Annotated in this window: 24 protein-coding genes; 5 read left to right on the forward strand and 19 right to left on the reverse strand. The window is 63.7% G+C overall.

The annotated features are described in order from the left end of the window. Positions 1 to 18 precede the first annotated feature (18 nt). From ACX4ZE_RS04895 to ACX4ZE_RS04910, 4 genes are read right to left on the reverse strand one after another with little or no spacing between them, the layout of a single operon-like run. On the reverse strand, positions 19 to 1,047 hold the full coding sequence (locus tag ACX4ZE_RS04895; protein ID WP_480272086.1) for a 2-dehydropantoate 2-reductase: 1,029 nt from the start codon (positions 1,045 to 1,047) through the stop codon (positions 19 to 21). Further along, positions 1,044 to 1,184 (reverse strand): hypothetical protein, encoded by a 141-nt coding sequence (locus tag ACX4ZE_RS04900; RefSeq protein ID WP_480272087.1) that lies wholly within the window; start codon positions 1,182 to 1,184, stop codon positions 1,044 to 1,046. The genes ACX4ZE_RS04895 and ACX4ZE_RS04900 overlap by 4 nt, the downstream gene beginning before the upstream one ends. Continuing rightward, positions 1,181 to 2,158 carry a helix-turn-helix transcriptional regulator gene (locus ACX4ZE_RS04905; protein WP_480272088.1) on the reverse strand — a complete coding sequence of 326 codons (978 nt, stop codon included), beginning with the start codon at positions 2,156 to 2,158 and terminating at the stop codon, positions 1,181 to 1,183. Before ACX4ZE_RS04905 ends, ACX4ZE_RS04900 begins: the two co-directional genes overlap by 4 nt. Before the next feature lie 37 nt (positions 2,159 to 2,195). Next, entirely contained in the window at positions 2,196 to 3,191 is a 996-nt protein-coding gene (locus ACX4ZE_RS04910) for a helix-turn-helix transcriptional regulator (RefSeq protein ID WP_480272089.1), read from the reverse strand. Positions 3,192 to 3,280: 89 nt separating this feature from the next. On the opposite strand from ACX4ZE_RS04910, the gene ACX4ZE_RS04915 reads away from it, so the two are divergent. Beyond that, entirely contained in the window at positions 3,281 to 3,586 is a 306-nt protein-coding gene (locus ACX4ZE_RS04915; protein ID WP_480272090.1) for a thiamine-binding protein, read from the forward strand. Positions 3,587 to 3,627: 41 nt separating this feature from the next. On the opposite strand, the gene pafA is transcribed toward ACX4ZE_RS04915, so the two are convergent. From pafA to ACX4ZE_RS04945, 6 genes are all read right to left on the reverse strand, one after another. After that, positions 3,628 to 4,986: a Pup--protein ligase gene (pafA, locus tag ACX4ZE_RS04920; protein WP_480272091.1), complete on the reverse strand. Its 1,359-nt coding sequence runs from the start codon at positions 4,984 to 4,986 to the stop codon at positions 3,628 to 3,630. A gap of 228 nt (positions 4,987 to 5,214) precedes the next feature. After that, on the reverse strand, positions 5,215 to 5,970 hold the full coding sequence (prcA, locus tag ACX4ZE_RS04925; RefSeq protein WP_480272092.1) for a proteasome subunit alpha: 756 nt from the start codon (positions 5,968 to 5,970) through the stop codon (positions 5,215 to 5,217). Between the two features lie 2 nt (positions 5,971 to 5,972). Continuing rightward, entirely contained in the window at positions 5,973 to 6,827 is an 855-nt protein-coding gene (gene prcB / locus ACX4ZE_RS04930) for a proteasome subunit beta (protein WP_480272093.1), read from the reverse strand. Further along, the gene (locus ACX4ZE_RS04935; protein WP_014986166.1) at positions 6,824 to 7,018 is read right to left on the reverse strand and encodes a ubiquitin-like protein Pup; all 195 of its coding nucleotides are present in this window, start codon (positions 7,016 to 7,018) and stop codon (positions 6,824 to 6,826) included. Before ACX4ZE_RS04935 ends, prcB begins: the two co-directional genes overlap by 4 nt. Before the next feature lie 200 nt (positions 7,019 to 7,218). After that, positions 7,219 to 8,718, reverse strand: a complete 1,500-nt coding sequence (gene dop / locus ACX4ZE_RS04940) for a depupylase/deamidase Dop (protein ID WP_480272094.1) — start codon at positions 8,716 to 8,718, stop codon at positions 7,219 to 7,221. Positions 8,719 to 9,002: 284 nt separating this feature from the next. Then, positions 9,003 to 9,383, reverse strand: coding sequence for a nitroreductase/quinone reductase family protein (locus ACX4ZE_RS04945; protein WP_480272095.1), 381 nt, complete (start codon positions 9,381 to 9,383; stop codon positions 9,003 to 9,005). A gap of 64 nt (positions 9,384 to 9,447) precedes the next feature. Here ACX4ZE_RS04945 and ACX4ZE_RS04950 point away from each other — a divergent pair, with 64 nt between their 5' ends. Then, a complete protein-coding gene (locus tag ACX4ZE_RS04950) occupies positions 9,448 to 10,050 on the forward strand; it encodes an NUDIX hydrolase (RefSeq protein WP_480272096.1) in 603 nt (200 codons plus the stop codon). Positions 10,051 to 10,117: 67 nt separating this feature from the next. On the opposite strand, the gene ACX4ZE_RS04955 is transcribed toward ACX4ZE_RS04950, so the two are convergent. From ACX4ZE_RS04955 to ACX4ZE_RS04965, 3 genes are all read right to left on the reverse strand, one after another. Beyond that, positions 10,118 to 10,486, reverse strand: coding sequence for an arsenate reductase family protein (locus ACX4ZE_RS04955; protein ID WP_480272097.1), 369 nt, complete (start codon positions 10,484 to 10,486; stop codon positions 10,118 to 10,120). Positions 10,487 to 10,627: 141 nt separating this feature from the next. Then, positions 10,628 to 11,809, reverse strand: coding sequence for a cation:proton antiporter (locus tag ACX4ZE_RS04960; protein ID WP_480272098.1), 1,182 nt, complete (start codon positions 11,807 to 11,809; stop codon positions 10,628 to 10,630). A 6-nt stretch (positions 11,810 to 11,815) separates the two neighbouring features. Then, on the reverse strand, positions 11,816 to 12,298 hold the full coding sequence (locus tag ACX4ZE_RS04965; protein WP_480272099.1) for a cation:proton antiporter regulatory subunit: 483 nt from the start codon (positions 12,296 to 12,298) through the stop codon (positions 11,816 to 11,818). 277 nt (positions 12,299 to 12,575) lie between these two features. On the opposite strand from ACX4ZE_RS04965, the gene ACX4ZE_RS04970 reads away from it, so the two are divergent. Continuing rightward, a complete protein-coding gene (locus ACX4ZE_RS04970; RefSeq protein ID WP_480272100.1) occupies positions 12,576 to 14,642 on the forward strand; it encodes an acyltransferase family protein in 2,067 nt (688 codons plus the stop codon). Between the two features lie 168 nt (positions 14,643 to 14,810). On the opposite strand, the gene arc is transcribed toward ACX4ZE_RS04970, so the two are convergent. Then, positions 14,811 to 16,571, reverse strand: a complete 1,761-nt coding sequence (gene arc, locus ACX4ZE_RS04975; protein WP_480272101.1) for a proteasome ATPase — start codon at positions 16,569 to 16,571, stop codon at positions 14,811 to 14,813. A 191-nt stretch (positions 16,572 to 16,762) separates the two neighbouring features. Here arc and ACX4ZE_RS04980 point away from each other — a divergent pair, with 191 nt between their 5' ends. After that, entirely contained in the window at positions 16,763 to 17,260 is a 498-nt protein-coding gene (locus ACX4ZE_RS04980; RefSeq protein ID WP_480272102.1) for a WKL family lipoprotein, read from the forward strand. Positions 17,261 to 17,312: 52 nt separating this feature from the next. Here ACX4ZE_RS04980 and ACX4ZE_RS04985 read toward each other — a convergent pair whose 3' ends face one another. After that, positions 17,313 to 18,146: a tRNA (adenine-N1)-methyltransferase gene (locus ACX4ZE_RS04985; protein WP_480272103.1), complete on the reverse strand. Its 834-nt coding sequence runs from the start codon at positions 18,144 to 18,146 to the stop codon at positions 17,313 to 17,315. 93 nt (positions 18,147 to 18,239) lie between these two features. On the opposite strand from ACX4ZE_RS04985, the gene ACX4ZE_RS04990 reads away from it, so the two are divergent. After that, complete coding sequence (locus ACX4ZE_RS04990) at positions 18,240 to 19,127, forward strand: RecB family exonuclease (protein ID WP_480272246.1); 888 nt, start codon at positions 18,240 to 18,242, stop codon at positions 19,125 to 19,127. Between the two features lie 72 nt (positions 19,128 to 19,199). Here the strand turns inward: ACX4ZE_RS04990 and hisG are convergent, their stop codons facing one another. From hisG to ACX4ZE_RS05010, 4 genes are all read right to left on the reverse strand, one after another. Then, the gene (hisG, locus tag ACX4ZE_RS04995; protein ID WP_480272104.1) at positions 19,200 to 20,051 is read right to left on the reverse strand and encodes an ATP phosphoribosyltransferase; all 852 of its coding nucleotides are present in this window, start codon (positions 20,049 to 20,051) and stop codon (positions 19,200 to 19,202) included. A 39-nt stretch (positions 20,052 to 20,090) separates the two neighbouring features. Then, positions 20,091 to 20,372, reverse strand: a complete 282-nt coding sequence (locus ACX4ZE_RS05000) for a phosphoribosyl-ATP diphosphatase (RefSeq protein ID WP_480272247.1) — start codon at positions 20,370 to 20,372, stop codon at positions 20,091 to 20,093. 98 nt (positions 20,373 to 20,470) lie between these two features. Continuing rightward, positions 20,471 to 22,285 carry a choline/carnitine O-acyltransferase gene (locus ACX4ZE_RS05005; RefSeq protein WP_480272105.1) on the reverse strand — a complete coding sequence of 605 codons (1,815 nt, stop codon included), beginning with the start codon at positions 22,283 to 22,285 and terminating at the stop codon, positions 20,471 to 20,473. Continuing rightward, positions 22,282 to 23,121: a class I SAM-dependent methyltransferase gene (locus tag ACX4ZE_RS05010; RefSeq protein ID WP_480272106.1), complete on the reverse strand. Its 840-nt coding sequence runs from the start codon at positions 23,119 to 23,121 to the stop codon at positions 22,282 to 22,284. Before ACX4ZE_RS05010 ends, ACX4ZE_RS05005 begins: the two co-directional genes overlap by 4 nt. Position 23,122 lies beyond the last annotated feature (1 nt).

A 23,122-nucleotide genomic window follows, 5' to 3' on the forward strand; every position in this document is an offset into this window, starting at 1 on the left:
CCACTCATTTACCCGGCGTTAGGCCGAGCCGCCGGCCGCTGCGGCCCGCAACTGGCCGAGCAGTTCGTGACCGGTCCAGGTGCGTCGGCCACCTTGTTCGGCGGCAACGATCAATTCGATCAACCGCTGATTCACCGGCGCCGGTACCCCGACCATGACGGCCAGTCTGGTAACTTCACCACACAACCAGGCGATTTCGGTCTTCCGGCCCAACGCCAGATCGTCCGCCATAGATGACCGCGCCATCGGATCGATGGCAAGCACCTGCCCGGCCAACCGCTGGAACAGCCCATCGGGGACGGTCAACAGTACAGCCATCACCCGGGGCGGTAGCGGGGTCAGCCGAGCCGGGCGAATTCGTGCTCTGTTCATTACCGCGAGCGCTTCGCGCTGGGTCAATGCCAGACATCGGCGATAGTCGCGGTTACCGAGTTCTTCGCGCAATGACCGCCCGGACAGCGCGTTGATCGGGTTGTTGAGGTTGAGCAGCAACTTCGCCCACTGCACCGGGCGCAGATCCACATACCGACGCAGCCCGAGCCCAGCGCGCTCGAACACACTCAGCAACGGGGTGAGCGCTGGATCGTCCTGCACTGCGAGCCCCCCTTCGGTGCCACGATGGAAGCGGCCACCGGGATGATGCACGACATTGAACATCACCATGCCGGCCAAGACTGCGCAGTGCGGCAGGATCTCCCGAATCACCGAGTCGTTCCCGATGCCGTTCTGCAAGCTCAGCACCACGGTGCCCGGCCGGATCACCTCAGCGAATTCACGTACCGCGTCCGCTGTGGCCGCGGATTTCACCGTGACGAGCACCATGTCGACCGGTTCGACACCACCCGGTCCGGTAACGACACGAAACCGGTCGGCGGCGAGTACGTCGGCTCCGCCGTCGAGGTCGCTGAGATGCAGGCCCGAAGCGGTGATCTCATCGAGCATCCGTCTCCGCCCGGCCAAGGTGACATCCGCACCGGCCAGCGCCAGCTTGCCGCCGACAAAATTCCCGACACTGCCCGCACCGAGCACCAGGATTCGTGCGCTCACTGTGCCTGCTCCACCGCCTGGTGGCAGAGCAGCGCTCGTGTGCGCCACCTGACACCGGTGCGTCTCCCACGCAGCTCGACTCCGGTGCGCCCGCACTGACCGGACAGCTCGGCGACGAATTGTCCGGTCGTCCTCATCGAGCCTCCAGATATCCGGCTTCCCGGTAGACGGCCAGGGCCGCATCCGACCGATCGCGCACCGCGGCGACCAGGCCCGGCGGATCGAGAACGGTGACGCCCGCACCGAAACCGAGCAGTAGGCGCGCCATCCAGTTCAGCGTGGCGAACCTCATGGTCACCTCGAGAGAACCATCGGGATACACCCCTATCCTGCGCATCGGATATTGATCGAGCACCCACGCATAGTCGGCACGAATACGCAAGCGCGCCAAGGGAACCGTCGGATCATCCTGAAACAGGTCGAGACCGGCTGCCGCCGCGGCGACGTGCACGGGTGGCCGAGCCGCCTCGGCCAGCTCGGTCGCGGCCTCGATCCGATCGAAACGAAACAGCCGCACCCCCTCAGCCTGCCTGCACCAGGCTTGCAGATAGCTGTTGTCATCCACCAGAAGGATGCGGATCGGGTCGACGATACGCTCGGACACCGCATCGCGACTGGCGGAGTAGTACACCAGGCACACCGCGCGACCAAGTGCCAGCGCCGATCGCACTGCGGTCACGGCGGGCGCCTCCTGCGGCGGTGTGCTCGTTTCGTCACTCCCGGTGGGCGCGGAACCGCCGACGATGGCTGATTCTATCTTGGCGATAGCTGCGTGCGCCGCAGTCGGGTCGACCATACCTGGTAGATCCACGAGCGAACGCAGCGCGACCAGCAGCGCAGTCGCTTCCGTCGAGGTCAACCGTAGCGGTCGGTCGATACCCGCAGAGAAGGTGACTTCGATACTCTCCTCGGAGAATGACAAGTCGATCAGGTCACCAGGGCCGTAACCGGGCAACCCGCACATCCACAGCTGATTGAGGTCGCTCATCAACTGCTTGGTGGTTACGCCGAGGTCGGCAGCTGCCTCAGCCATGCTGATGCCGGGATGAGCGATGAAATAGGGAATCATATTGAGCAGCCTGGAAAGGCGTAGCGACAGCCGGGAACTCACCGAGATACACCACCTGTCACGCCTGCTCGCTCTACCCTCATGCCCGCACCTCCGTATGGTCGAGCACTGAGCGCAGTCGCGCGATGACATCGGCCCGGAGCTCCTCGGGCGCAAGAACCACCGCGTCCGGACCGAGGCCGGTGATGAGGCGGGCCAGCCAGTCCCGGGAACGAATCGGCAGCCGCACCACAGCGCCGGCCCGACCAACGAGAATCCGCGCACCGGTCACCTGGCCGAGCCTGCGGATCTCGCGCCCACGCCCTTCCGCCACCCATACCGTGGCCACACCGCTGACAGGCGCTGTACTGGTCACTTGGTTGACAATAGCTCGCAGGTCGACTCCATCGGGCTTGCAAACGACGTTTCTCGGGCCGTAAGAGGTGACCTCGTTACCTATCCGAGACAACCGGAAGCTTCGGACCGCGTCCCGATCCCGATCGTGCCCGACCAGATACCAGCGACCACAGTGAGTGACCACGCCCCATGGCTCGACGTCGCGCATCAGATAAGGACCGTTGGTCGCGCCACGATGCTCGAATCGCACCGCCCGGCCCGTATCGATCGCAGTGAGCAGCTTGCCGAGCACAGGCTCCGACCCACGGGCACGAGCAGGAACGGCGGGCACCGAGGCCACAGCGGCGTCGGTCTCCACGTGGATGCCCGCCGCACGTAGTTTGAGCAGTGCGCCCTCCGCGGCGGCGGCCAGTTCGGGCGATTCCCACATCTGTACGGCCACCGCGACCGCCGCGGCCTCCTCGTCGGTCAAGTCGATGTCGGGTAGTTCGTAGGCATCCCGATTGATCCGGTAGCCTTCGACCGTCGAGTATCGGTTCACCGGCCCGACTTCCAACGGAATGCCCAGATCACGCAACTCACTTTTGTCCCGCTCGAACATCCGGCTGAACGCCTCGTCGCTGGCGGAGTCCGCATATCCGCCCACACTGTCCCGGATCCGCTCCGCGGTGAGGAACTGCCGGGTCGACAGCAGCGCGATGACTAGATTCATCAGCCGCTCGACCTTGGATATCGCCACCCGATAGAGAGTAACCGGCGCGATGACAGCACCACGCGGCGGCGCGCGATTCGGTTGAACACCGCTGTGCGTACGAGCATCATCGGACTATGATCATCGCCTTCTCCGTCACCCCCCTCGGCACCGATGTCGAGATCGGCCGGGCCGTCACCGAGGCGGTCCGTGTAGTCCGGGCCAGCGGGCTGCCCAATCGCACCGATGCCATGTTCACCACCATCGAGGGCGAATGGGACGAAGTAATGACCGTGGTGAAACAGGCGACCGACGCGATCCTGGCAGTCGCGCCGCGGTGCAGCCTGGTGCTCAAGGCCGATATCCGCCCTGGGGTCACCGATGCGATGACCGCCAAAGTGGAGAAGATCGAACGCTACCTGACGGAAGGTCCGGAGAGCTGACGTTAGAGAACGCTGTCCGATAAGAGCCGATCATAACAGCGTCACATCGAGGCGATCAGACGGTCCACCCGCTCGTCGACCGAGCGGAACGGGTCCTTACACAGCACGGTGCGCTGCGCCTGGTCGTTCAGCTTCAGATGTACCCAGTCGACCGTGAAGTCGCGCCCTGCCTCCTGCGCGGCGGTGATGAAATCGCCGCGCAGCTTGGCCCTGGTGGTCTGTGGTGGGGTGTCCACCGCGGCGTCCACGGCATCGTCTTCGGTGACTCGCTTGGCCAGGCCTTTCCGCTGCAACAGGTCGAATACGCCACGTCCGCGCTTGATATCGTGATAGGCCAGATCCAGCTGGGCGATCTTCGGATCGGACAGCTCCATGCCGTAACGATCCTGATAGCGCTGGAACACCTTGCGCTTGATCACCCAGTCGATCTCGGTGTCGACCTTCGCGAAGTCCTGCGCCTCGACTGCGTCCAAAGCGCGCCCCCACAAGTCGACCACCTGATCGATCTGGGGATCGCGATCACGGTTGCGCAGATGCTCCACCGCACGGGCATAGTACTCGCGCTGGATGTCCAGTGCGCTGGCCTGCCGCCCGCCCGCCAGCCGCACCGGCCGCCGCCCGGTCAGGTCGTGACTGACCTCGCGGATCGCCCGAATCGGATTGTCCAAGGCGAAATCACGGAACGAAACGCCGGCCTCGATCATCTCCAGTACCAGGGCCGCCGTGCCGACCTTGAGCATCGTGGTGGTCTCGGACATGTTCGAATCCCCGACGATCACATGCAGACGGCGGTACTTCTCGGCATCGGCATGTGGCTCGTCACGGGTATTGATGATCGGGCGCGACCTGGTCGTCGCCGAGGAGACGCCCTCCCAGATATGCTCGGCACGCTGTGACAAACAGAAGGTAGCGGCCTTCGGCGTCTGTAGCACTTTACCCGCGCCGCAGATCAGCTGGCGGGTCACCAGGAACGGCAACAGCACATCCGAGATCCGAGAGAATTCACCCGCACGGACCACGAGAAAGTTCTCGTGACATCCGTAGGAATTGCCCGCGGAGTCGGTGTTGTTCTTGAACAGGTAGATGTCGCCACCGATGCCCTCTTCGGCAAGACGCTGCTCAGCGTCGATCAGCAACTCTTCGAGGACCCGCTCACCTGCCCGGTCATGGGCCACCAATTGCGCGAGGCTATCGCACTCCGCGGTCGCGTACTCCGGATGCGATCCGACATCGAGATAGAGCCGAGCACCATTGCGGAGGAACACATTCGAACTACGGCCCCAGGACACCACCCGGCGGAATAGATACCGGGCCACCTCGTCGGGGGACAGCCGACGGTGACCGTGGAAGGTGCATGTCACACCGAACTCGGTCTCGATCCCCATGATTCGTCGCTGCACACCATCGACAGTACAGCCATGTCATGGACTTGCGTGGCGCTCCGGACAACCCCTATGCATACGTCTTCACAACGATTTGGCCCGATTCGCCGGAATTTACCCACGCCGAATCGCAGTCCGACCGGAGGATCTGCACCTCGGTAACATATCGAACGCCCGGCGGCCCGCGAACGAGAATCCATTCGCGGGCCGCCGGATATCCAGGTAGTATGGCTCACTTCGGAGAGATCACTCCACCGAAGGACCCCCGTCTCCCTTCGCCTCATCCGGCTGCGAAGAACTGAGCAAACGCTCCAACATAACGCTGGTGACCCGCCGGAACGCCCGGCGCGGGCGCGCCTGCTCCAGAGTGGCGACCTCCAGCGAGTGCACACCGAGTACCCGCTTATCCTTCTCCGTCCCCTCCGGCACACCCGCCTGGAGCGCACGTACCGCGACACCGATCGCGGCGGGCAGATCCAAGCCCGTCTGATACGAGGTTTTCAATGCGGTGACGATCGGCTCCGTGGTACCCCCCATCACTACGTACTCCCGCTCATCCACAATCGAACCGTCGAAAGTGATTCGATACAGCACCGACTGCGCGGCTTGCTCCGGATACCCGACCTCGGCCACGCATATCTCCACCTCATAGGGTTTGAGCTGGTCGGTGAAGATCGTGCCCAGAGTCTGCGCATAGGCATTGGCCAGTGCACGTCCGGTAACATCACGGCGATCGTACTGATAGCCACGGATGTCGGCCTGCAGGATACCGCCCCTGCGTAGATTCTCGAACTCGTTGTATTTGCCAACCGCGGCGAACCCGACTCGGTCGTAGAGCTCACTCACCTTGTGCAGGGTCGCGGAAGGGTTCTCGGCAACGAACAGCACACCTTTGTCGTAGACCAACACGACAACGCTGCGGCCTCGAGCGATGCCCTTGCGCGCGAGCTCGGTCTTGTCGCGCATGATCTGTTCGGCCGACGCATAGTACGGCAGTGTCATGATCAGGCGCTCCCCTCTTCGGCGGCCTCACGGTCGGCGACGATCTCGCGGGCAAGCTCCGCGAGCCGCGACTCGGCTACCTCGACCGCGCCTTCCTCGTCGACGACGATCGCCGTGGGGAAGATGCTGCGCACCAGATCCGGGCCACCCGTCGCGGTATCATCGTCGGCCGCGTCGAACAATGACTCGACCGCGATCCGCAACGCGCGATCTTGATCGATTCCCTTGGCATACAACTTCTTCAACGCGGATTTCGCGAACATCGAACCGGAACCCACTGCAGCGTATCCGAAACGTTCCTCGCTGCGGCCACCCACCACATCGAACGACACGATACGGCCTGCCCGGTCCGGATCGGTAGCGTCCGAATCGTAGCCGACCAGCATCGGCACCACTGCCAGACCTTGCAGCGCCACGGGTAGATTCTCCCGCACCATCTTCGACAGCTTGTTCGCCTTGCCGTCGAAAGTCAGCGGCACGCCCTCCAGCTTCTCGTAGTGCTCCAGCTCCACCGCGAAGATCCGCACCATCTCCACCGCCATGCCCGCGGTGCCCGCGATTCCGGCCGCGGAGTAACTGTCGGTGATATAGACCTTCTGGATGTCCCGGCTGGCCAACAGATTTCCCTGCGTGGCACGTCGGTCACCGGCAATCAGCACACCGCCCCGGTAGCTGACCGCGACAATGGTAGTGCCATGCGGCGCGATGTCCTGCGCCGGAGTGCCGCCGGGGATTCCGGCGGCACTCTGTCCGAACCTGATGGCGGGCAAGAGATCCGGAGCGTGCATGCGCAAATACTCGGAGAAGGACGATAGGGCGTACCCCAAGTGGAGCCGCGAGGGGTCACCGACTGTCACTGGCCACCTTTCTGCACGTACGCGCGGACGAAGTCTTCGGCGTTCTCCTCGAGCACGTCATCGATCTCGTCGAGCAGGTCGTCGGTTTCCTCCGCCAGCTTCTCCCGGCGCTCCTGTCCGGCGGCGTCCACACCGTCAGGCCCCTCGTCCTCGTCGCCGCCCCCTGCGCGTTTGGTCTGCTCTTGTGCCATGGCAGCCGACCTCCTCTATCTTTCATCATGATCGGAACCCAACGTGAGCACGGCCCCGATCATGAGCATTGTCCGTGCTCTTCCTTCAACACTACCCACCAGCATCGATCGTGTGCTTGTTTTGCGGCCGCGCTGTGTCCTATCCGCTACAGCCGCGCTACCCGATCCGCTGTCGCGCCGCGCTCCTACTCGGTTCTCGGTTATGTGGTGAGCTGTTCGACAAGGTCCGCAGCAGTATCCACACCGTCGAGAAGGCGGCCGACATGCGCCTTGGTACCACGGCGCGGCTCCAGGGTCGGAATGCGCACCAGAGAATCGCCGCCCAGGTCGAAGATCACCGAATCCCAGCTGGCCGCCGCGATGTCTGCGCCGAAACGGCGCAGACACTCGCCCCGGAAGTAGGCACGAGTGTCGATCGGCGGGTTGGTCATGGCATCGAGCACCTGCTGTTCTGTGATCAGCCGCTTCATCGAGCCGCGCGCGACCAGCCGGTTATAGAGTCCCTTGTCCAAGCGCACGTCCGAGTACTGCAAGTCCATCAGATGAAGTTTTGGAGCCGCCCAACCGAGCCCCTCCCGACTGCGCATCCCCTCCAGCAGACGCAGCTTGGCAGGCCAATCGAGCAAGTTCGCACACTCCATCGGGTCGCGCTCGAGCAGATCGAGAACCATGGCCCAGTTCTCGATGATGTCATGAACGCGCGCGTCGTCATTGCCGGTGCGGTCGACGAACTTGATCACCCGGTCCAGATAGACACGCTGTAGCGCGAGGCCGGTGAGCTCGCGGCCATCGGCGAGCGCGACCGTCGCCCGCAGCGTCGGGTCGTGACTGATCGCATGCACCGCGACAACCGGGCGAGCCAACTGCAGATCCGAAAGATCCTCGCCCGCCTCGATCAGATCGAGTACCAAGGCGGTGGTGCCGACCTTCAGATACGTCGACATCTCGGCCAGATTGGCATCACCGATGATAACGTGCAGCCTGCGGTATTTGTCGGCGTCGGCATGCGGTTCATCCCGGGTGTTGATGATTCCCCGCTTCAGCGTAGTCTCCAAGCCGACCTCGACCTCGATGTAGTCCGCTCGCTGGGACAACTGGAATCCGGCGTGATCACCGGCCTGGCCGATACCGACCCGCCCCGACCCGCAGACCACCTGGCGGGATACGAAGAACGGCGTGAGCCCGGCGATGATCTGGTTGAACGGCGTCTCCCGGCTCATCAGATAATTCTCGTGCGTGCCGTAGGAAGCGCCCTTGCCGTCGACATTGTTCTTGTACAGCTGCAGCCGCGGCGTGCCAGGCACGCTGGAAGCGTGCCTGGCAGCGGCCTCCATCACCCGTTCGCCCGCCTTGTCCCAGATCACCGCATCCAGCGGATCGGTGACCTCGGGTGCGGAGTATTCCGGATGAGCGTGATCGACGTAGAGTCGAGCACCATTGGTGAGGATCATGTTGGCCGCGCCGACCTCGTCGGCATCGATCACCGGAGCGGGGCCGGTCATCCGGCTCAGATCGAATCCGCGGGCGTCGCGCAACGGCGATTCCACCTCGTAATCCCAACGAGTACGCTTCGCGCGCGGCACCCCCTCGGCGGCGGCGTAGGCCAGAACCGCTTGGGTCGAGGTGAGGATCGGGTTGGCCGACGGCTCCGTTGGGGTCGAGATGCCGTATTCGACCTCGATTCCGATGATGCGCTGCATGATGTCGAGCCTAGGCGACGTACCCAGTCGATCCGGTCATGACCGGCGGAGTCGAATGTCATACCGTAGGTGGTACTTACGGAGAAGCTGTCTCGGCGCAGGTCGGCACGGTAGTCCGGATATGACCGAAACGAGCGCGGAGCGACCACACCCCCCTGCGCTATCGGTATGTACCTGCTGATGTCATCGCAGTAAGCGCACCTGCGATTGCGCCGATACTCGCGAGAACCGGTCAAGTGATCACGGCAGGCCGGCTACCGGAGAACGATGACAACACAGCCGGTTCAACCCGCGAGGCGAGACTCTACATAATATTCGGCCGAGATCGCCTTCAATACCTGTCGGACACCCCATGGCGCCCAATCCACGGCGGGATCGTGCCGCACGACCGGATCGGTCAATTCGACAGCACGACCGAGGGTCTCCAGGGTGAGGCCGCCTGCCGCACGGATGTTCTTGACCCAGTCGACGTTCTGTCCGTAGGTCAGCGCGATGCGGTAGGACTCTCCCTGTGTGAAGACCATGACCGGCGTCCGGTAGGATCTCCCCGAATTCCGGCCCTGATGCAACACAATGCCGAAGCCCGGCGCCCGGCCCGCGAACACGCCGGCGGCTGGGTTGGTGACATATCGGTTGAAATTCGCCAGTGCGCGCGGAAGTACCATGGATGGCCGATCCTCTCTGCGAGTGACAGACAATGCCCGAATCGTTCTCGGTTACTCTCGGTCGATGTCCGTTCCACCGCATCGTGACTCGCCGTACGTCGACGATCCTGGTACCGAACCGATCGCGCTGTACGACCCGGACGGGAACCAGATAGGAGTTGCCGAGCGGGCTATTGTCTATCTCGACGGATTGTGGCACGCCAGCGCCGGCGTGCTCTTGCGCTCGGGTGATGGCGAGCGGATCTACGTGCACCGCCGCACCGACACCAAGCTGGTGTTCGCAGGCATGCACGACTGCCTGGCGGGCGGTGTGGTCGCACCAGGTGAATCGCCGCTCGCTACTGCCCTGCGTGAATTAGCCGAGGAATTGAACGTCAGACCCACCCCGGCTGATTTCCCTCCGCAGCTGCTGACGACATTCTCCTGGGACGGCGAATGGGACGGCCGACCGGTTCGCTGCCACCTGTTCGCCTACGAACTGCGTTACGACGGTCCGGTCCACCACCAAACCGACGAAATCGCCGATGGCTGGTGGTGGACCGACAATGAGTTGCGCGCACACTTGGCCGACCCGAGCTGGCTATTCGTCCCGGACACCCGGCTCCTGATCCCCGATCTGCTGAAGCGAGCCGGGAATCAGGAGGACTCCGGTGCGCCACCGTCCTGATCACCTGAACGAAGGCGAGACAGCCGACCCGGCCGCTCGTCCGAGAACGGCATGTCGCTCGTGGACGTCACAACAGCGCGCGCAGGGCGGTCTCGTCACGTGCGACCACCGCACCGCCATCGGCGGTCAACACGATCGGGCGCTGGATCAACCTCGGATACTCGACCAGTGCCTCGAGCCACCGATCCCGCTCCGCGGCAGTACGCGCCCAATCCGCCATACCCAGATCCTTCGCGATCTGCTCTCCGGTCCGGGCGATGTCCCATGGTTCGGCGCCGAGCCTCCGCAACACGTCTCGAAGTTCGGCGGCGCTCGGTGACTGGTCCAGATACTTTCGCACGGTATAGCGGATACCGGCTTCGTCCAGAAATGCCGTAGCGTTGCGGCTTTTGGTGCAGCGTGGATTGTGCCATATCTCGGTCTGCCCGGATGTCATGTGCGAAGAGTACCGGTAGCTCCGAAAACCCGTACCGGAGCAGGTCCGGAGTACCTGCGCCACACCGGTGCCGCGCTCGCTTCCATAAGGCTGTGCGCGACAGAATTCACCAATACCCTGACCGGCACCGATCGACGTCGGTCAGGCCACACCGACGCGACGGCGCCGCACCAGCGTGAGGACCGGCTCGACGAAGCGGCTTGCTACTGGGCCCAGTACCGCCATCAACAGCACGTAGGTAGTGGCCAAGGCCGCGAACTCTCCGGGAACAGCGCCCGCGGACACCGCCAGACCCGCGATGACTATAGAGAACTCACCGTGCGCGACCAGGGCGGTGCCTGCACGCGCCCGGCCGTACCGGCCCGCACCGGCGCGCTTGGCCGCCCACCATCCTGTGGCCACTTTGCACACCGTCGTGACTACTGCCAGCAGGCATGCCCAGCCCAGCACCGGCGGGATGCTCGCCGGGTCGGTGCTCAGACCGAACAGCACGAAGAACAACGCGGCGAACAGGTCGCGCAACGGTTCCAGAAGCTTGGTGGCATTATGCGCAGTCGAATCCGAGATCGCGATACCGAGCAGGAACGCACCGACCGCCGCGGATACCTGGACCGCAGAGGCGATCCCTGCCACCAGCAGCGCGGAACCGAGCAGTTTCAACAGGAAGATCTCCCGGTCCGCGCTGTCGACGATCGCGGAGACATGGCGACCATAGCGCAGCGCGACGATCAACACGACCGTGACGGCGGTCAGGGCGATGCTCAACGTCTTCAACCCGGCGAGAAAGCCGACCCCGGCCAACACCGCGGTGAGCACCGGCAAGTATCCGGCCATCACCAGATCCTCGAAGACGAGGATAGACAGGATCACCGGTGTCTCGCGGTTGCCGAGCCTGCCCAAATCGTTGAGCACCTTCGCGACGATGCCCGAAGACGAGATATAGGTGACCCCGGCCATCGCGATAGCGCCGGTGAAACCCCAGCCGAGCGCGAGCGCGACCAGGACGCCCGGCGTAGCGTTGAGCACGATGTCCAGCACGCCCGCGGCCCATGATCGGCGCATGCCGGTGATCAATTCCGGTGCGCTGTATTCCAGGCCGAGCAGCAGCAACAGCAAGACAACGCCGATTTCGCTGGCCAGATGGATGAAGTCGTTGACCTGCCTCAGCTCTAGCAGGCCCCCGGTGCCGAACACCAGCCCACCGATCAGATACAGCGGGATCGGAGACATACCGATGCGCGCGGCGATCCGGCCGAGTAGACCGAGGCCGAAGAATACCGCGCCCAGCTGGATCAGCGCGAGCGCGGTCCCGTGTGCCACCATCGCCGATCAGCCATCCATCAGGATCGTGGCGGCGGCTTGCAGACTCTCGGCAGCGCCGACGACGATGAGCACATCACCGGCGGTAAAAGTGAAGTCCGGCCCCGGAGAGGGAACGGTCTGACCGCTGCGCACCACAGCGACGATGGAGGCTTTTGTTCTCGTTCGCATCCGAGTGTCACCCAGCCTACGCCCATCGTAACGAGATCGGTCCAGGATGGACATCTGACGGGTAGTCAAGCCGGTGAACTGGCGATGCTCTTCTCGCAATTGCTCGACCAGTTGTGGCGCGCCGAGCAGACCGGCCAACACGGTCGCCTCCTTCTCCGACAGCGCTACGTGGTCGGCCTCGTCCGAGTTGTCAACCCTGCTCACGATCAGGTCCATCGTGCCGTCGCGATGATCGATGACCCCGATTCGACGGCGCGTGTTGGCCGATGGAAAGTCCTTACGCACACCGATACCCGGCAGGGGTGTCACCTCAACGTTCACGACACCACCCTAGCGACCATTGGTTACCGACCGGCCGACAGCTGCCCGAATCGTCCATGCTGATCCGATCGGCGACAGTACCCATACCGCTCTGCGAGTACTCACCCTCACCTCGTCCGATGTGCGTTGGACTGCGGTTCACCTCCCGTGATAAGAGAGATGACATGTCTTGGACATCTACCTGCCCTCCAGCCGTCACCTCTGGCTGCCGATCCGGCCGCGCCGTGCGAGCGCGGTGACGGTCACCCGTGTGGTGAGCCGACTCGGACGATCGGGCGTGACAACCGTAGCAACAGCCTCGTCGAATACCGGCGCAGGTGGGTATCGATATGATCTGGACGGGCTGCGTGGAGTGGCGATCGCGCTGGTTGTAGCATTCCACATCTGGTTCGGCCGGGTCTCGGGCGGCGTGGATATCTTCTTGGTCCTGTCCGGATTCTTCTTCACCGGCTCACTGTTGCGCGGTGCGGAGTCCACCGGTGCGGTACAGGTCGGACGCACCGTGCGCCGCCTCGCCCGCCGACTGCTGCCCGCCCTGGTGACGGTGCTGGCTGCGGTGATCGCGGCGACCGTTGTCCTGCGTCCGGTCACCCAGTGGGGCGAGATCGCCGCACAGACGCTGGCTTCGCTGCTGTATTACCAGAACTGGTACCTCGCACTGTCCTGGTCGGACTATCTGGCCGCCGATCCTTCCGTGAGCCCCCTGCAGCATCTGTGGTCGATGGCGGTACAGATGCAGTTCTACCTGGTCGTGCTGCTCGCAATGGCTTTGGCGGTGCGCCTGTGCCTTCGTTTCGCCGGTCCCGCGGCGCTGCGACCCAGCCTGGCGATCGTCTTCGCGGTGGCTGCGGTGGCCTCGTTCGGCTACGCCGTGCACGGCACCATGGTGCATCAGGGCTGGAATTACTATGACAGCTTCGCCCGCGCCTGGGAGCTGCTGGCCGGGGCACTGCTGGCACTCGCAGCGCCGTGGCTGTCGCCACCACGGCTGGTGCGTGTGATCGCCGCTGCGCTCGGAACGGCCGCAGTATTGATGTGCGGTTGGCTGATCGACGGCGCCGAACGTTTTCCCGGTCCAGCGGCATTGGTTCCGGTGGGTGCCGCGCTCGCGCTGATCGTCGCGGGCAACAACCTGCCCGCCGCCGCACAGCCTCTACCCAACCAGTTACTCGGCTCGTCTGCCGCCGTGCGCCTGGGCGAGCTGGCCTACGCGTTGTACCTGTGGCACTGGCCGATCCTCATCTTCGTCCTCGCACGCACCGAGTCCCCGACTGCCGGGCTCCTCGGCGGAGTCGGTGTCATCACAGCGTCCTTGGCACTCGCTTACCTGACCAACAGGTTCATCGAGGAGCCACTGCGCATGCGAGCCGGGCGTTCGCCGGAGCAAACGCCGGTCCGCGACAACTACGCAGGCCGGCTGGTAGCGGTGCTCGGCATCACTGTCCTCACTATGTCGGTGGGCACGCAGCTCGTATATCGGGCACACTCGTCGCAAGCGGTCACCGCTCTCGACCCGATATACTATCCCGGCGCGGAAGCGCTGGTCGGCGGGGCGAGCACACCCCCGGCTCAGATGCGTCCCACCGTGTATGAAGCGCCCGCGGACAACGCTTATCCAGTCCGCGACGGGTGCATCGCGGACTGGGACACCCGCGATGTCATCACTTGTACCTACGGGGACGCGAGCGCGGAACGCACCATCGCCGTGGTGGGCAGCTCGCACGCCGAACACTGGGTGCCCGCCCTCGACGTGCTGGCCCGCAAGCACGGCTTCCGCATCGCCGTTTATCTGAAGATGGGCTGCCCGCTTACCGTGGCGGCGGAGCCGATGTACAAGGGCAAAGCCATCCCGGACTGCCGGGACTGGTCCGCTGAGGTGATCGACCGCCTGGGGGTGGATCAGCCGGATTGGGTGTTCACCACCGCGACCCGCCCCAGGAACGGCGCGGGCGACGAAACCCCGGTCGATTATCTGAACGTGTGGTCACAGCTGGCCGAGCGCGGACTCGACATCCTCGCTATTCGCGACACCCCATGGCTGCGCCGCGAGGGCGTACGCTACCGCGCGATCGATTGTCTGTCTGGTCAGGGCGATCGGATCAGCTGCGGCATGCCGCGTACGGCCGCGCTGAACGAAGTCAATCCCGCACTCGAGTTCACAGGCACCTTCCCCAACGTGTTCCCGCTGGACCTGTCCGACGCGGTATGCGAACCCGAGGTATGCCCGGTCGCCGAGGGCAACATCCTGATCTATCACGACGAACACCACCTCACCGCCAGCTACTCACGATCGCTCGCGCCGGAACTCGGCAGACAGTTGTCACCGATTCTCGGCTGGTGGTGAGGCGCAGCCGAGTCGATTCGGCCGCAGCAGATCCAGAGGCACCCCCTGATCACAGTATACGTGGTCAGGGGGTAGCGGACAGAATGCGACCTCACGCGGGTATGGTCCCCGCCTCGGCGAACGACCGCACCGCCGAAGCGGACGCGGATGTTCGCCGTCACGCACTCCTTACAGGTACTGACCAGTGTTCGACTCGGTGTCGATGGCGCGGCTGGCGCTGGCGTTCTTCCCGGTGACCAGCGTACGGATGTAGACGATCCGCTCGCCCTTCTTACCCGAAATGCGCGCCCAGTCGTCGGGGTTCGTCGTGTTGGGCAGGTCCTCGTTCTCAGAGAACTCGTCCACGATCGAATCGTAGAGATGCTGGATACGCAGGCCGGGGTTACCGGTGTCGAGTACTGCTTTGATGGCGTATTTCTTGGAGCGGTCCACGATGTTCTGGATCATGGCGCCGGAATTGAAGTCCTTGAAGTACAGGACCTCCTTGTCCCCATTGGCGTAGGTGACTTCGAGGAAGCGATTGTCCTCGCTCTCGGCGTACATCCGGTCGACAACCCGTTCGATCATCGCGCGGATGCACAGCGTCTTGTCGCCACCGAACTCGGCCAGATCGTCGTCATGCAGCGGCAGCTCCTCGATGAGGTACTTCGAGAAGATGTCCTGCGCCGACTCCGCGTCCGGCCGCTCGATCTTGATCTTCACGTCGAGCCTGCCCGGTCGCAGAATGGCCGGATCGATCATGTCCTCCCGGTTGGAAGCGCCGATCACGATCACGTTCTCCAAGCCCTCGACGCCATCGATCTCCGAGAGCAGCTGTGGCACCACCGTGGTCTCCACATCCGAGGAGACCCCCGAACCGCGGGTACGGAAGATCGAGTCCATCTCGTCGAAGAACACGATCACCGGAGTGCCCTCCGACGCCTTCTCTCGCGCACGCTGGAAGATGATCCGGATGTGCCGCTCGGTCTCGCCGACGAATTTATTCAGTAGCTCGGGGCCCTTGATGTTGAGGAAGAACGACTTGGCTTCTTTGGCGTCCTCTCCGCGCGCCTCGGCGATCTTCTTGGCCAGCGAATTGGCCACCGCCTTGGCGATGAGCGTCTTACCGCAACCAGGCGGTCCGTAAAGCAGCACGCCCTTCGGCGGGCGCAGTGCATACTCCCGGAAAAGTTCCTTGTGCAAGAACGGAAGCTCCACTGCGTCCCGGATCTGCTCGATCTGCCTACCGAGACCACCGATATCGCTGTAGCCGACATCCGGAACCTCTTCCAGCACCAGATCTTCGACTTCGGCTTTGGGAATGCGTTCGAACGCGAACCCGGCCTTCGTGTCCACCAGCAGCGAGTCTCCTGGCCGCAATTTACGAATCGGAGAATCTGGATCGTCCAGATCGTCCATTTCGGCAACCTTGACCAGTGGACCGGCCAGCCACACCACGCGCTCCTCATCGGCATGCCCGACGACGAGGGCGCGACGGCCGTCATCGAGAATTTCTCGCAGGGTACCGATCTCGCCGACCGCATCGTAATATCCGGCCTCGACGACTGTGAGCGCCTCGTTGAGACGGACGGTCTGGCCGTACTCCAGCGTCGAGGTATCGATATTCGGTGAACACGTCAACCGCATCTTGCGACCCGAAGTGAACACATCGACCGACTGGTCGTCGTACACACCGATCAGGATTCCGTATCCGCTCGGTGGCTGACCCAGCCGATCGACCTCTTCGCGCAACGCGACCAATTGCTGCCGCGCTTCTTTGAGGGTATCCATCAGCTTCGTATTGCGAATGGTCAGCGAATCGATGCGGGCCTCGAGTTCCCGTGTCCGATCCGGCGAGTCGGCAAGTTGCCTCCGGAGTGCAGCGGCCTCGGCACGTACTGCCTCGAGCTCTCTCCAGGCCGCCGAATCCGAATTCTCGATGGGGCTCATGTGCTGCTCCTCCCAGTCCCGGTCTATTAACGCTACCGGGCGCGATCCGTTCTCGCTTTCCGACATGGTTTCGTCGTGATCACATCTGCGCCGCGACCGCCGGTCAGATCACCATGTTAGCCTGCCCTAACCCGACTGTGGCGAGCTTGCTCGCCAACCGAACCGAAAGGTTGCCGCGGATGCTCCTCCCCATGAGAAGACTGCGTGTTCTTCTGGCCGCCGCCACGGCGCTGGCTATTTCCAGTGGGCTTGCGGCGTGTAGCTCCGAGGACGGGGCAAGCACCGCGACCGCCACCTCGGCAAGCTCAGCCCTCACCATCACCTCGGGCACCACCGAAAAGGCGGCGGGTGAGCCGACCGGCGAGACATTGCGCGCAGTTCTGACCGAACTCACCGACCCGGCCGTATCCACCCAGGAAAAGGCCGCCCTGATCGTCAACGGCGAGCAACGCACCGCGAACATCGACCAGATGAACGCGGGCCTACAGGGCTACTCGCTCGCCTTCACTGTCACCGATATCACCACCGAGAACCGCACCGCGAATGCGCGGGTGACCATCGAATCTCCGCACGGCCCCGCACCAGCCATACCAATGAGCTGGGAGAACATCGGCGGTACCTGGAAACTGTCCGATGCCAGCGGCTGCTTGCTGCTCGGCTTGGCAAAAGCACCCTGCGCCTCGACCTGAATCGAGCAGACTCGATCGGTGTATGACGACCACGGTCGCCCAGGCGCCCCGCTCAGCCCTTCGACGGTCTGCGCTGCGGCTTGAGGGTGACCGTACCCTCGGCAAGCTTGCGCGCGCTGACAAGAAAGGCGGTATGACCTTGTATGCGGTGTTCCGGACGCACCGCGAGCCCGACCACATGCCATGGCCGCACCAGTGATTCCCAGGAGCGGGGCTCAGTCCAGCACTCCTGTTCTCGCAGCGTCTCCACTACCTTCGACAACTGGGTGACGGTAGCCACATAAACGATCAGAACGCCACCTGGCACGAGCACCCTGGACACAGCGGACAACGCGTCCCAGGGCGCGAGCATATCCAGCACTACCCGATCGACCGGTTCGCCGGTGTGCTCTGCCACATCGCCGATAGTCAGCGACCAGTTGGCCGGCCGTTCACCGAAGAAGATCTCTACATTGCGAACCGCGTGTTCGGCGTGATCTGCACGAATTTCGTAGGACACTACCTGCCCCTGTGGTCCGACTGCACGCAGCAGCGAACAAGTGAGCGCGCCGGAGCCTGCGCCCGCCTCCAGCACCCGCGCGCCAGGGAAGATATCGCCCTCATGCACGATCTGCGCGGCATCTTTCGGATAGATCACCGCAGCGCCGCGCGGCATAGACAGCACGTAGTCGATCAGCAGTGGACGCAACGCGAGGTACGGCGTGCCGTTGGTGGAATGCACTACGCTTCCCTCGTCTGCACCGATCAGGCTGTCGTGCTTGATACCTCCGCGATGGGTGTGGAATTCCTTGCCCGGCTCGAGGACCACCGTGTACAAGCGCCCTTTGGCATCGGTCAGCTGCACTCGATCACCGATGGTGAAAGGCCCAGTCCGTCTGGCCGTCATGAATCTCCGTTCCGCTGTCCGAATCCGTGTTTGTCGCGCACCAGCGTGTCGGTGCCGCGGGATAGCCTGCCAGGTATGTGCTCGACCGCGTCCATGCCCCCTGCCGACAATCCGCGGACACCTGAGCCCACCGCGCAGGCGAGAAGCACCCGGCCCGCGCTGTCACCCTCCCGGGCAATGGATTTCAAGCAGTGCCCATTGAAGTACCGATTCCGGGCGATCGATCGGATTCCGGAGCCGCCATCCCGCCGCGCAGTGCGCGGCACGGTCGTGCACGCGGTACTGGAAGATCTCTACGGACTGCCTGCGGTCGAGCGCCAACCCGACCGTGCCGAAGCACTGGTGCCGCAGGCGTGGGCACGGGTGCGCGACGGGCAGCCGGAGATCGCTGGGCTGATCACCGACCAGCAGCTCGATCCATTTCTCGACGAGGTACGCGCGCTGATGCGGCGTTATTACCACATGGAAGATCCGACCCGGTTCGATCCGGAATCGTGCGAAGTACGCGTGGAGATCGAACTCGAAGACGGCGCGCTGTTGCGCGGATTCATCGACCGGATCGATATCGCCCAGACCGGTGCACTGCGCATCGTGGATTACAAGACCGGACGGGTGCCGGGACCTACCCAGGAGACCACAGCACTGTTCCAGCTGAAGTTCTACGCGCTGATGATGTTGCGCACCCGCGGCCTGGTGCCCGCACAACTGCGGTTGATCTACTTGGCCGACGAGCAGATCCTCACCTACACCACGGACGAGCAAGAGCTACTGCGCTTCGAGCGCACCCTGTCGGCATTGTGGACAGCCATCCTGGAAGCTGGCCGCACAGGAGTCTTCCCACCGAATACCAGCAGGCTGTGCTCCTATTGCGGTTACAAACCACTGTGTCCGGCGTTCGACGGTACACCACCGCCCTACCCTGGTTGGCCGACCGATGGCCCCGGACCGGATATGATCCCAGCCGAAGCCGCATACGAGTGAACCGCGAGTGCACTGCCTGCACCGTGTCGGTTTCCGACGCAATAATCGCGGCGCACCGGGCGAATCCGCCGATCAGAAAGCGCGGCAGGAGCGGATATCGGTGGCCAGGATGGCTTTCGCACCCAGATAGGCCAGCTTGTCCATCAGCTCGTTGCTCTGCTTGCGCGGGACAAGCGCGCGTACAGCGACCCACCCGGCATCGGCCAATGGCGCCACAGTCGGCGACTCCAACCCCGGAGTGATGGTCAACGCCTCGTCGAGCAGGTCTTTCGGGCAATCGTAGTCCAGCATCACGTACTGCTGTGCGAACACTACACCCTGGATACGGGCGACAAGCTGATTGCGGGCCTGGTCGCGCTGGTCGGCCTCCTTGCCTTCGACAAGCACTCCCTCGGAATCGCACAGTGATTCACCGAAGGCGATCAGACTGTGTTGACGCAGGGTGCGTCCGGAACCGACGACATCGGCGATGGCGTCGGCGACACCGAGTTGAATGGAGATCTCCACCGCGCCGTCCAGCCGGATCACCTCGGCCTCGATGCCACGACGCCGCAAATCGCTCAGCACAAGATTCGGGTAGGAGGTCGCGATGCGCTTGTCGTAAAGGTCTTCGATCTTCCACTCTCGCCCTGCCGGAGCCGCGTAGCGGAATGTGGAACGCCCGAAACCGAGAGCGAGCCGTTCCCGTACCGGTGCACCGGAGTCAACCGCGAGGTCGCGCCCGGTGATCCCGAGGTCGAGCTCACCGGATCCGACATAGATCGCGATATCCTTGGGTCGCAGAAAGAAGAATTCGACCTGATTAGCCGGATCGAGGACGGTCAGGTCACGCGAATCGGTGCGCGTGCGATAGCCGGCCTCTGCGAGGATCGAGACGGCGGATTCGGACAGGGCGCCTTTGTTTGGGACTGCGACGCGCAGCATGGAAGTCCTTTCGAGTGAAAAGTCGGGAACCAGCGACCGTCACAAATGTCGATACACGTCTTCGAGCTTCAGCCCCCGGCCTACCATCAGCACCTGCACCCAATACAGCAGCTGGGAGATCTCCTCGGCCAATGACTCGTCACTCTCGTGTTCGGCGGCCAGCCACACCTCGCCCGCCTCCTCGAGCACCTTCTTACCCTGGCTGTGCACGCCTGCGTCGAGCGCGGCGACAGTTCCCGACCCCTTCGGGCGATCGACCGCGCGATCCTGCAGCTCAGCGAACAAGGATTCGAAGTTCTTCACGAGGAGCCATTGTTTCAGACCGGCTATGGGCCGGTTGTCCCGACCCGCAATGGTCGCGGGCCCTGCCCGCTCGGTTCCCGCCCCGGCCCTGATGGGCGAGAACCGAGCGGATTCGGCTAGTTTCCGGCGAGTAGCGCCGCTAGATCCGCCACCGCTGTCCGCAGCTGCTCGGCAAAGGCGTGCATCTGGCCGGCCACCGCCCTCGGCGTGGCCAGATAGATATTCCAGCGGTCCGGCAGCAGGACATAGGCGACGCCGATACACCGAGAGCTGGTGGAACCGAAACCGAAGTAGCGAATATTCGCCGACGGTGCGGAGCTGGTACTCAAGTAATCGTCGCGCATTATTGTCCAGCCAGGACTGTCGTAGAGCGGGATCGGTTCGATGACGCCCAATTCCGCGCCACGGCGGCGCTGGATCCATTGCAGCTCCCATAAGTGCTGCTCGGGCGCCTCTCCTATCTGGCACTGTTTAGCCCGCTGTACATGCGTGGCCGCTGCCATCCGGGCCGCGGCGAGCTTCGCGGCAGTACCGGCATCCTGGTCCTGCATGGTATCCACGAAAGCAACCATCTCCGGGGTGACAACCCGCATGGCCTCGGTGCGTCCATTGCGGTACTGCCTGGTCGCGATGGACTCGTAGGTGGCGCCGGTGAGCCCTTTGCTGCGCCGATGGGCCAGCTGATAGCTCAGCTGCGCGAACGCGTCCGGCGAGATGCCGAGTTGCTTGGCACGGGCGGTACCGAAGTCCGGAAACGACACGGTCTGGGTGGCGTTCTGGGCCGCGTAGTGCGCGAAGGCAGCGCCTGCCGATCCGATATCGCTACGCTGCTGCGCATCGAGGACGAACTCGATCGGCTCGACCTCAGGCAGCCCTTGTGCCTGCGCATCGGAGCGCGCGGCGTGGTCGGACACCGATGTTTCCAGCAGAGTGTCCACGAACGACAGGATAGTAGTGCCGTCCAGCCCGCAGTGTTCGACGTTGATACCCGCCTGCCCGTCGGCGAAGACGATGAAAGACACCGATTTGTCGAACCACCGGTTCGCGCTGTCTCCGTGCAAGAGCTGATCACAAGCATGTAGTTCGTCGCGCGGAGCGAAGTCCTCCAGACAGAGCACGAACAGCGCGGTTTCGATGGTGTCCAGCGCTGTGGCATTCGCCGGATCGGCCAGCAGTCGTTGCCTGCTGAACGCCCACTCCGCACGGGCTTTGGTAGTGAGATGTCCCACAGTGGTGTCGGCGCGAGCCGGGCGCGCACCCGCTTTCAACACCGCACGCAACCCATCGGCGAGATCCTCCGGCGAATACGGCGCCCCACCCGGACCGATCACATCCATCCGGAACATGCCGCCGCGGAAGAACACCACAATATGCCGAGCTTCCGAATGACCCGGCCACTCGGCGCTATAGGGAACCCGTACCGTGTCCTGTTCCACGCCGGGAATCCTGGTCTCGGAGAACAGGTACTTGTTCTGCCACATCGACAGCTTCTGCCCTCGTTGGACCACCGGCGCGACAGTTTCCTGGTCGAGAGCCGATTTGTAGTCGACCGCGGCGGCGATGATGCCCGCGGCACGATCCACCTGGGTTGCGGCGGAGGATTCGGCCAGCGGGGTGTCGTCCCGGAACAGGAAGAAGAAGTTCGCGTTCAACGCGATCCGATCCCGGCGACCCAGATAACGCGAGGGCCAGAACAAATCCAGCCAGCTACCCACTCCCGGCGTCGCGTCGTACTCCGCGAGGGCCGCGTGCAGAACACGCCCCGGACCATCGGCACGCAACAGGTCACCGACCGCGTCGCGAGTGGCGACGAGCTCCTCGGCGGTCAGCAGCGGCTCGCACCACTGCAGGAATCGACTGCAACTGTCCTCCAACGTCGGCAGGGGCACCCTGGGCAGGTGGTCGTCGGCGGCGAAGGTGCGTTCGGTCAATGCGGATCCTCTGTGTCGGTGTGATGTCTCGGCAACGGCCTTGACACGTATAGGTTGGCGTACAGCCACCCCTGATCTTCCCTGTCAGTGGTGTCCACTCCATTAGCGGACAGAGTGCTGAGCACCCGCGCACGCTCGGCTTCGGAGGCGAACCTGCGCTGTGCGTACAACCCCGGAGACCGATCGGTACGGTATCCGAGTGCGGCGAGTTCCGCCTCGATCGGAGCGAAGTCGAACATACGTAACACGAAGTGTGCCATCCACGGCCGCCTGCGGGGATGCGCCGTGGCCACTCGAGTCAGAGTTTTCTCGGTGACATAGCCGATACAGCCGGTGGAGACGACCAGATCGGCGGTGGCCAGCAAGGCGCGCTGTTCGTCGGACGGCTCACTGGACTCCAGGTCGGCGTGCACCACGTCGTGCAGGAATCCGGCCTCGTGCGCGTAGTCGAGAGCGGGGCCCGCGGAATCCATCCCGAGGAAGCGGATGTGGTCGGAGACGGTGCGGTTGGCCATAAAGACTCGGTCACACCGGATCAGCTCGGCTCGATCGGCATCGTCGGCGACAGCGTAATGCTCGGCCAGTTCGCTGATCGTCGTATCGAAGCGCAGCAGCGCGGCATTCACACCGTATGAGCAGCCGATATCCAGCACAGTGAGAGTGTCGGCTCGCGCGGAGGCGCGGTATTCCCGGATCTGCTGCTGAAAGATCGGCTTCGCCAACTCCGGGATGCGATAGTCGAGGCTGGACATTCGCTCGTAATACGCGCGCGGATCGGAACGATCGTAGATGTCGTCGAAAGACGCTTTCCCGGTGGTGTCTAACGGCACTGGCACT

The organism is Nocardia sp. TBRC8007 (assembly GCF_056629435.1).